Source organism: Hydrocoleum sp. CS-953 (assembly GCF_002260545.1).
GTDB lineage: Bacteria > Cyanobacteriota > Cyanobacteriia > Cyanobacteriales > Microcoleaceae > Trichodesmium.
The window spans coordinates 1-8,050 of sequence record NZ_LGSU01001214.1; the positions used below are offsets into that span (position 1 = coordinate 1).

9 protein-coding genes and 1 tRNA gene are annotated in these 8,050 nt (G+C 36.5%); 4 read left to right on the forward strand and 6 right to left on the reverse strand.

Annotation, left to right across the window (positions count from 1 at the left end; translation table 11 throughout):
* From AFK68_RS20225 to AFK68_RS20235, 3 genes are all read right to left on the reverse strand, one after another.
* The coding region (locus AFK68_RS20225; protein WP_143438078.1) for a hypothetical protein at positions 1–519 on the reverse strand (519 nt) is incomplete at its 3' end.
* Positions 520–670: 151 nt separating this feature from the next.
* Positions 671–1,771 (reverse strand): tRNA guanosine(34) transglycosylase Tgt, encoded by a 1,101-nt coding sequence (gene tgt / locus AFK68_RS20230; RefSeq protein WP_094674550.1) that lies wholly within the window; start codon positions 1,769–1,771, stop codon positions 671–673.
* 309 nt (positions 1,772–2,080) lie between these two features.
* A complete protein-coding gene (locus AFK68_RS20235) occupies positions 2,081–2,530 on the reverse strand; it encodes a hypothetical protein (RefSeq protein ID WP_094674552.1) in 450 nt (149 codons plus the stop codon).
* A gap of 438 nt (positions 2,531–2,968) precedes the next feature.
* Here AFK68_RS20235 and cobS point away from each other — a divergent pair, with 438 nt between their 5' ends.
* On the forward strand, positions 2,969–3,751 hold the full coding sequence (cobS, locus tag AFK68_RS20240; RefSeq protein WP_094674564.1) for an adenosylcobinamide-GDP ribazoletransferase: 783 nt from the start codon (positions 2,969–2,971) through the stop codon (positions 3,749–3,751).
* A 217-nt stretch (positions 3,752–3,968) separates the two neighbouring features.
* Here cobS and AFK68_RS20245 read toward each other — a convergent pair whose 3' ends face one another.
* Entirely contained in the window at positions 3,969–4,160 is a 192-nt protein-coding gene (locus AFK68_RS20245) for a hypothetical protein (RefSeq protein WP_094674554.1), read from the reverse strand.
* Positions 4,161–4,539: 379 nt separating this feature from the next.
* A complete protein-coding gene (locus tag AFK68_RS20250) occupies positions 4,540–5,922 on the reverse strand; it encodes a hydrogenase (protein ID WP_143438079.1) in 1,383 nt (460 codons plus the stop codon).
* An 81-nt stretch (positions 5,923–6,003) separates the two neighbouring features.
* Between AFK68_RS20250 and AFK68_RS20255 the strand changes: the two genes are divergently transcribed.
* Positions 6,004–6,076 (forward strand) — tRNA-Arg (locus tag AFK68_RS20255).
* A gap of 117 nt (positions 6,077–6,193) precedes the next feature.
* On the opposite strand, the gene AFK68_RS20260 is transcribed toward AFK68_RS20255, so the two are convergent.
* Positions 6,194–6,595 (reverse strand): hypothetical protein, encoded by a 402-nt coding sequence (locus tag AFK68_RS20260; protein WP_094674558.1) that lies wholly within the window; start codon positions 6,593–6,595, stop codon positions 6,194–6,196.
* Positions 6,596–6,868: 273 nt separating this feature from the next.
* Between AFK68_RS20260 and pyrE the strand changes: the two genes are divergently transcribed.
* Both pyrE and AFK68_RS20270 read left to right on the forward strand, forming a co-directional pair.
* Positions 6,869–7,495: an orotate phosphoribosyltransferase gene (gene pyrE / locus AFK68_RS20265; RefSeq protein ID WP_094674560.1), complete on the forward strand. Its 627-nt coding sequence runs from the start codon at positions 6,869–6,871 to the stop codon at positions 7,493–7,495.
* A complete protein-coding gene (locus AFK68_RS20270; protein ID WP_143438080.1) occupies positions 7,485–7,961 on the forward strand; it encodes a hypothetical protein in 477 nt (158 codons plus the stop codon). Before pyrE ends, AFK68_RS20270 begins: the two co-directional genes overlap by 11 nt.
* Positions 7,962–8,050 lie beyond the last annotated feature (89 nt).

An 8,050-nucleotide genomic window follows, 5' to 3' on the forward strand; every position in this document is an offset into this window, starting at 1 on the left:
ATTTATATCATAGTCTTTACCTGCAAGAAACCCTTCCCGATAACACTTTCGTTGCTGGTTTAGATCAAAATAACTGCTAATAATCCAAACTTTAGTCTTCTTCTTGATTAATCCATCGTTACCAATAAAATCTTGAGATGATATGTTCCCAGATATTCCGATCTTACCATCATTTTTGTCCCTATTTAACTGAAGTTCATTTGCTGTTAGGACAATTTTCATTTCTCCTAGGAAGGGGTATTTTTTACATTCCTCAATATTAAAGGAATATTTAAGTTGATTCTCAATTAGTTTATTAAGGCACTTTTCTGTTTGAGATAAATGATCGAATTTTTCTTGAGAGATGATTTTATTTGAATTTACACCTATTATTGCTCCATAGCTAGCAAAACCCATTCCAAAAGCAGCAACAATTGTTCCCAAATAGGTTATAATTGGATATTTTTGAACAATTTCTATTACCTTTGATAACGCATTCGATTCTTGGCGTTCTGTTTCTGGATCGTTAGACTCACTCATAATAATTAAACTCCGGAAACTATCCGATACTTACTTATTACCTAGTTCTAGTATCAAACCCGGATATTTACTTAATGACTATAATTAATTACCAGTAAAAAAAATACACAATTATTCATTATTAAATTACTGCATCCCTTAACCCTTTTTTTCACAACCAACTAGCAAACTCGGTGGTAAAGCGATCGCCTAAAATAGCATCCCGAATACGTTGAGTAAACCTAATTAATTCTGTAACATTATGCAGCGACAAAAGAGTAAAACCCAAAGCTTCCTTTGCTCTAACCAAATGAGCAAGATAAGCGCGACTAAAATTTTGACAACAATAACAAGGACAAGACTCATCTAGTGGCCTAAAATCTTCTCTAAACTTAGCATTCTTCAAATTCCATCGCTCACCCTTAACCAATGCTGCTCCATGTCGCCCCAAACGAGTCGGAATTACACAGTCAAATAAATCTATACCCGCAGCGATCGCCCGTACCATTTCCCTATGAGTGCCAACACCCATCAAATAACGAGGTTTATCCTCCGGTAATAAAGGAGTTGTCACCTTCACAATATTATCTATTAACTCGCCAGGTTCTCCCACACTTACCCCACCAATAGCATAACCAGGCAAATCCAAATCTACCAACTGCTTCGCTGCCCTAGAACGCAGATCGCCATAAACACCACCTTGAACAATACCAAACAAAGCTTGATCCTGACGTTGATGAGCCTCCATACAACGCTGCAACCATCGATAAGTGCGATTTGTTGCCAACTCCACCTCTTCCCGACTCGCTGGGTAAGGAGGACACTCATCAAAAGCCATAATCACATCCGCTCCTAATTCGTTCTGAATTTGGATCGAACGTTCTGGAGTCAAATCAATCATACTACCATCACGAGGCGAGCGAAACTTAACTCCTGCTTCGCTAATAGTTCGGATGTCTCCCAAACTAAATACTTGGAAACCTCCAGAGTCAGTTAATATTGGCCCATTCCAAGCCATGAATTTATGTAAGCCACCAGCACCAGCGACTATACTTTCTCCCGGTTGCAAATGAAGATGATAAGTATTTGCCAATATCATCTGCGCACCCGCTGCCTCTAACTGAGCAGGTGTCAGAGTTTTCACATTGGCCAAAGTCCCCACAGGCATAAATCTAGGTGTATCTATATTGCCATGAGGAGTCGAAAAAACACCAGCACGAGCTTTTGTATAGCTACAAACAGCCTGAGAATGAAAGGAAAAGTTTTGGGACATGGGATAGTATAGCGCTACGGGCAAGTCAAAAGTCAGAAGTTATAAATAACTGAGTTTGAGCATTTATAAATGTCTGCGCCCTATTTTGGGTATTGGTATTATACAGTTTTTCGGAAGTCATGCATCATCTAGACCCCACGTTGCTGACACCCACAAGATAACCCTTGGTAAGACAGTCAAAGGTCTAAAGTTAAAAGTAAAATTTTATATACTAAAAACTTTGACTCGCTCAGTAATTCGAGGTAATTATTTCACATTTTAAAGTGAATTAATATAAATTTTGGTAACTCAAACATTTTACCTTTTAACTTAAAATGGACAATCATCATCATCCACCTGCACATCCCAATTAGAGGACAAAACTTGATCCATCACTGCATCAAAAGCTGCAGCATTAATATTTCTGCTAGTTTCTTCTTGCATGGGGTTTGACAGGGGAATTAGTCTTAACTGGCGGCCTTCGTTAACTAAATCAAAGTATGTTTCTTCACATGGGGACTTCCCAAGTTCTAGGTAGTCAAAACTAAGTACATTCAAATATATTGAGTGATTAGCAACTAAGGTGGATCTTTGGCGATCGGCAAATACTTCTAGTATGTATCCTTCTCCCTGGCTTTGAATTTGGCCATCTTGACTATGGATATAGCGGACTCTTCCTAAATCTATCAATAGTCTTTGCATATCACGTTTGTTGACAAGAATACCATTGTCAATTATGCAAGGTGCGGATACGCTGTGGTTAGAATTATTGGAACTCATATAGCAAAAGCCTCTGATTTGGTAGACAGTTATTCAGAACAATTTTTTTTGTTCTTAAGTTATGAGATAGTGCTATTTATATTCCAATTCTGGCACAGTTTTTCTGAATATGAACCAATAATATCTCTTTTAGCAGCATTATTTAATTTTTAGAGCGATTTTAACGAAGTCAGATAGGGGAGCTGTCGCATTGAGGACTTACAAAAGTTATTTTTGTAACGGCGATTTCTTAAGTTAGAAGTTATAAGTTAAATTCCTATGTAATTTAATTTTAAAATTTTTCTAAATTTTTATCCATACCATATAAAATTGATTTTGTCAATTTAGATCGTGTTTGGATAATTAGTTATAAGTAAAATATTCTGGTAGGGACGTTTCATGGAACCTCCCTACTCTTTCTGTTATCCCTCAATAAAAAATTTTTGGTGGTAAATATTGATACAACTAATTAGGAAAATTCTGGCAAAGCTCTGTGCTGGAATTGCTTTTTACACTTGTTTACCAATTCCCCATGATTGGAATTTGGATTTTTACGGTATTGCTCGTTTTGCTCCATTAATTGGATTGATAGTTGGAGGTATTCAGGGTTTAGTAGATATGGGGTTAGAGTCTTTAGGGATGCCTATACTTACTAGGTCTGCTGTAACGATTATATCTGGAATTGCTGTAACTGGTGGTTTACACTTGGATGGGGTGATGGATACTGCTGATGGGTTAGCAGTGCCAGACCAAAAACGACGACTAGAAGTTATGGCAGATAGTGCTACAGGAGCTTTTGGTGCAATGGCAGCGATCGCTCTACTACTACTAAAAATTACAGCTTTAACAGATTTAGATAGCGATCGCCTATTAATATTAATGGGAGTAGCGGGTTGGGGAAGATGGGGTCAGTTAGTGGCGATCGCTCGTTATGCCTATCTCAAACCTACTGGAAAAGGAGCATTTCATAAACAGGCAAAATATTCTATTTGGGATTTTTTACTAGGGGTACTTTTATTACTGAGTCTGAGTGGAATTCTGATTTTATTAGATCCTCAAAATTGGTTAGTAGGTTGTGGAATGGCAATAGGAGGAATAGCGATCGCTCTACTAACAGGTGCTTGGTTTAACCGTTGTTTGGGTGGTCATACTGGCGATACTTACGGCGCAGTGGTTGAATGGACGGAAGCATTATTATTGTGTGTTTTGGTTACTTTGGAATCAAGAATTGGGTTTTTGTGAACAAATTTTTACCGAAAAATTAGCCAAAGGAAAACTATCACAATTTGAAAAAAAACTGCTAAACTAGACAGATAAAAATCAATAGGAATTTTTAAAGATCGGAAGTCGAATTTTCGGTTCTAATGCGTAAGTCCTGCCTTATTTATTTCGTCGTTGTCTTCGTTCCTTTCTTTTGGCTTTAGCGGCACGACGCATTTCAGTTTGATTAGACGTTTTTTCAACTGTTGATTGGGGTATTAATCTCTGAAAATACATCTTTTCCTGACTCGCCAAATTTTAATTCTAATGCTATTTCTATTCCAGAAAGTATTCCACGTTTTTCACCTCTTTGTTCACCTTGTTGTTGACCAATTTTTACTCCTTCTTCTAAGATTTGTTGATACCAAGGAGATTGTTGTAAAACTGCCATATCCCACCTCATTATTTGTTGTACTATTTCCGTATTTAATATAAATGTAGCAAAAAATGCCTAAATAATTGATAATGAAAACTATCTCTAATTATCAATTATTAATTACCTTTGGTTAAAACCGAGAGGATTGAATCAAGTATATAAATCTCCTAAATAATGGATAATTGATAATGAAAACTATCTCTAATTAGAGATTATTAATTGCCTGTGGTTAAAAACGAGAGGATTGAATCAAGTATAGAAATCTCCTAGCACTTTTTTCTCCTAAAAAAAAGTAGAAGCTTTAAACCTCTGAAGATTAATTATCCATTATCCATTATCCATTAATGTCTGTACCTACTCCCTCAGAATGAAAATTCTACCCTAATTCCAACGCTTAACTCTTAGGTTGTATCCAAACTTTCATTCCCTCTACCCTCAGAGACTTGTTGCGAGTACCACAATATTGACCATTAGTATACACTGGCAAATCTCCCATATTTTGCACATGAGCAGTGTAGAATATATCATAACTACCAGCTTGAGGACCTGTAAGTCGCATCGCAAATCCTTCTAGTCTACGCGTTTTTCCACGTTCCCCTGCTAATTTTCCAGTTTCTAACCAAGGGGTATCACCGACTCCACCAATATGTGCCATATATTCCAAATTTAATCCAAGAATAGGGGGTTCTATATTAACTTGAAAAGCTTCTACCCGGAAACTTTGACCGCGAGTACCTGCATATTCTCCACCAACAAAGGAGCGATCGCCAATATTTTGTATATGAACTATAACTTTTAATCCTACAGAAACTCCTGACGGTTTATTGGTAGTTTCTCCAAACATAATATTTGGTCTTTCAATTTTAGGAGAATTTTGAGGTGTCTCTACTCCAGGAACAATAATAATTTCGTCTAGGGGTTTTGCTGGTGTCGGATCTTCTAAAATCATTATATCTGGATCGTCAATAGGTGGTTTATTAGGTTCGCCACCACCAGATGGTACTACTATTAAAGGTGGTAAATTGGTAGTAGTTGTTGACTTTTGGGGATTAGTTGGTTGAGTAGCAATATTTTTAGTTTGTTCTAATTCTTCTAGTGCAGGTAATTTAATTCTAGCTGTTGTTGGTAAAGAATTATTGGCAATTATCAGCTTTCCTCTGGATATAGCTAACATTAATTTTTTGCCAAAGGTTATGTTAACTTTTTCCTCCAATTCCAACCATTGTTCGTCATCTAAATTTTTCCCTTGTTTGACAAGTTTTAATACTGCTGAAAGTGGATGTCTATTTTCAATTAAAGCTTGAGCATCATCAGGTAATTTTTCAGATTTTGTCTGAGAAATTATTTGATATAATTGTTGAGCTTGTGCTTTAACTGATTGTAAAGGAGCAAATTCTGGTTGTTCTTGATGAGCGATCGCCAAAATTTGATTAAGAATATCTAAAGCTGGTTGACTGTTTGATAATTCTGTGGTTTTTGTAACGGCTTTAACTAAGTTTTCTAAGTCTGTAAAGGAAAGTATTGCCCCAATAGACACTTGAGATGTTTGTGCCAATTTTAGTCCCTGGTCTTTCAGGTCAGCAAAATCTTTACAGTAGGCCATAAGTTCTTCTAGTAAACTTTCTGAAGGAGGAGTACCTGCATTTTGTAATTCTTTAGCTGCTAGGGAGAGGCGAATACTTAAGTTAGGATAATTGTCTGATAGGGATGCTAGTTTCTCTAACAAGTTATGATGAGTTCTTTCCATGCTGTTGTTACGGTAAAATCGTACAGTCACAATTTTACCGCTTCAGGAAAAATAATAATTCTCCTATTGCCAGTTTAAGACTAGAGATGCTATCCTGAAAATTATATGTTAGGGCGCGTAGCTCAGTGGATAGAGCACCAGATTCCGGTTCTGGGTGTCGGGGGTTCAAATCCCTCCGTGCTCGTTGGAGGAAGTAAGGCAGAAAGCAGAAGGAAAAAAATATCTTAGAAACAGGGTTTCTTAAGGAACTACTCCTTATCATGTAAAGACATTGTATGCAACGTCCCTACTACCTAAATAACTAATTACCACCAAAACTAGGGTTTGACTGAGGTGGAGGAGCAGTTAATACAGATTGATTGTAGGGATTAATCAGATCGGGAGTCCGAATAACTGGGGTACTAGAAAATTGTCGTCTTTGTTCATCTATATATAACTGATTAACTCGGCGATTATCACTTTCAATAGCTTGCTCTGGGTACTTGGGAATACCAAAAAAACGACCCATTTGGTGTAAGAGGTCTCTTTTCTCAAAAAAGTTACCAGAACGTCTTTGAGTTGCTCGGTTAAACCCTTCTGCAAAAGGTTGATATGTTCCAGCAGGATCTTCTGGATGTCCCGCTTGAGCCATCTGGACAGATGTTAGGGTCGCGATCGCAGAAAAAAGAATTGTGCCACTAAGACTTTTCCAATTTATGGCCATAAATTATAATTTATTTAGATTATTACTGCTAAATTGCTCGTATTATAGCAGCGAGATTCTCAAGATAGGAAATAGGGAATAGTATTAAACTGTGCCTCAATATCCTCAAAAGTGCTGTAAGTTTTTTTAGTATCAGTCAGAATAATGGGAAAATTAAATTTGAGTCTGGATTGTTTTCCTCAAAACTGATACTTATCTCATAGTTACCAAATAATCTAACATCCGGTTATACGATTCTTAACTTTTGAATTTTAACTTTTTTTCGGCCTTGATATGACAAACCAAATTACATCTCTAAATTCTTCATCTTTAGCTACTGGCGATATAACAACTATTAGACAACAACTACTCGATCTGTTATGTCGGTTAGCTTATCGTGAGGGAAATTTTGTACTATCCTCTGGGCAAAGTAGTTCCTATTATATAAATGGTAAATATGTGACTCTTCATCCCCTGGGCGCTCTGATAATTGGCAGATTATTATTGTCCATGTTACCTGAAGATACTCAAGGGGTAGCAGGTTTAACATTGGGTGCCGATCCAATTGTGACTGCTGTTAGTGTGGTATCTGCTTATGAAAATCGACCTATACCAGCTTTAATTATCCGCAAACAAGCTAAAGGACATGGCACAATGTCTTACATTGAAGGCCCAATATTAGAAGCTAATGCCAAAGTAGTTGTTTTGGAAGATGTCGTAACAACTGGAGCATCAGCAATGATGGCAGTTAATCGACTACGAGAGGCAGGTTATCAGGTTAATCAGATTTTTTCTCTTGTTGATAGACAACAAGGTGGTGGAGAATTTTATGAGAAAGAAGGTATTGAGTTTGAGTCAATATTTACAATCTCAGAATTACAAGAAAATCTGAAAAATCTTAATGATAAAAATGACGACTAAAGCCGATTTTACAGACTCAGAATGGGAGTTATTATTACAGGCAATTACTTTGATTACGATGATAGTTATTGGTTCGGATTTTACACTTTTCTCGGCAGTAAAAGAAGTTTTGACTTTGCCAAAAATCAGAAACAAAACTAAGTCTAATTATCAAAATAATCAACTTATTCAGGGTTTATTAGCAGATACTTCTGATGCCGACAAAACAACTCAAATAAATGAGATAGAAAATTCAGAAAATTTTGCCGATTTTCTGGAAAACGGACTAGAAAAACTTAAAGCTGCGGTAGCGATCGCTCATCTTAAAGCTAATCCTATAGAAGCTCAAGAATACAAAAAATTTCTCTATGAAATAGCTAATGAAATAGCTAATGCTTCAGGAGAAGGAATATTTGGCACAGGACCTAAAGTTAGTCAAAAAGAAGCGATAGTTCTAGAGCAAATCAAAAAAGTTTTAGAACTATAGAATTATATTAATTGATTGGATTAAACATCAGGATATGAGAAACTATACCGTTTCACGGAAGTCAAAATTTAAAAGTTAAGATGTTATAG